Origin of the sequence: Micromonospora arida (assembly GCF_042873195.1) — a bacterium.
Taxonomy (GTDB): domain Bacteria; phylum Actinomycetota; class Actinomycetes; order Mycobacteriales; family Micromonosporaceae; genus Micromonospora; species Micromonospora arida.
This window is the reverse complement of record NZ_JBIALC010000027.1, coordinates 1-1048: the sequence shown is the minus strand read 5'-3', so window position 1 is coordinate 1048 and position 1048 is coordinate 1. Positions and strand designations below refer to the sequence as shown.

1 protein-coding gene is annotated in these 1048 nt (G+C 67.6%); it reads left to right on the top strand.

What is annotated here, in order from left to right; all coding sequences use genetic code 11:
- The first annotated feature begins 134 nt into the window (after positions 1–134).
- Positions 135–1027 (top strand): IS5 family transposase gene (locus tag ACFYP0_RS33145; RefSeq protein ID WP_355502762.1). Its coding sequence is split into 2 segments (ribosomal slippage): positions 135–501 and positions 501–1027, totalling 894 coding nucleotides; the frame shifts between segments, so codons are not numbered across the junction.
- Positions 1028–1048: the final 21 nt, after the last annotated feature.

The window sequence follows — 1048 nt, the reverse complement described above, 5'->3', positions numbered from 1 at the left end:
CTAGGGCCTGTGTCGAAGTCGGTGCCAGGGCTTGAGTTGTTGGGTGAGGATCTTCGCGTGTCGGTGTTCGAGATGTAGCGAGGTCTCCGGTATCTGGTTCAGCGACCAAGCAGAACCCGAACACCGGAGACCTCGTGGACACCCTAGCGGTGGCGAGGCGGCATGACCTGACCGACGCAGAGTGGGTGGCGCTGGAGCCGCTGCTGCCTGTGGGGCGTAGGCCAGGTCGACCGTCGACATGGACGAAACGGCAGCTCATTGATGGGATCAGGTGGCGGACACGGGTCGGTGCGCCGTGGCGGGACGTCCCGGAGTACTACGGATCCTGGGCCGCGGCGTATGGGCTGTTCCGGCGTTGGCAGCGTGATGGGACCTGGGCGAAGATCCTGACCGTGTTGCAGGCCGTGGCTGATGCGGCCGGACGTGTGGTCTGGGACGTGTCGGTGGACTCGACGGTCGCCCGAGCGCATCAGCACGCTGCCGGGGCGCGTAAAAGGGGGATCTGCAGACCGAGCCGCCGGGCGGGGTCACGGTCGAGCCGACCGATCACGCGCTCGGCCGGTCGCGGGGCGGGTTGACCACGAAGCTGCATTTGGCCTGCGAGCAGGGGCAGAAGCCGTTGTCGATCGTGTTGACCGCCGGGCAGCGCGGGGACAGCCCGCAGTTCATTCCGGTGCTCGACGGGATCCGAGTGCCCCGTCTCGACGCCGGCCGACCCCGGACCCGCCCGGACCGGGTCCTGGCCGACAAGGCGTACACGTCGAAGGCTAACCGCCGCTACCTGCGCCGACGCGGCATTGCCGCGACGATTCCCTCGAAAGCCGACCAAGACGCCAACCGGCGCAAGCTGGGGTCCAAGGGCGGCCGACCCCCGGCCTTCGACCCCGAACGGTACAAGCAGCGTCATGCCGTGGAGTGCGGAATCAACCGGCTCAAGGGCAACCGGGCCGTAGCCACCCGCTTCGACAAACTCGCCGTCCGCTACGAAGCCACCGTTCACATCGCCGCGATCAACGAGTGGCTGTAACCGACTTCGACACAGGCCCTA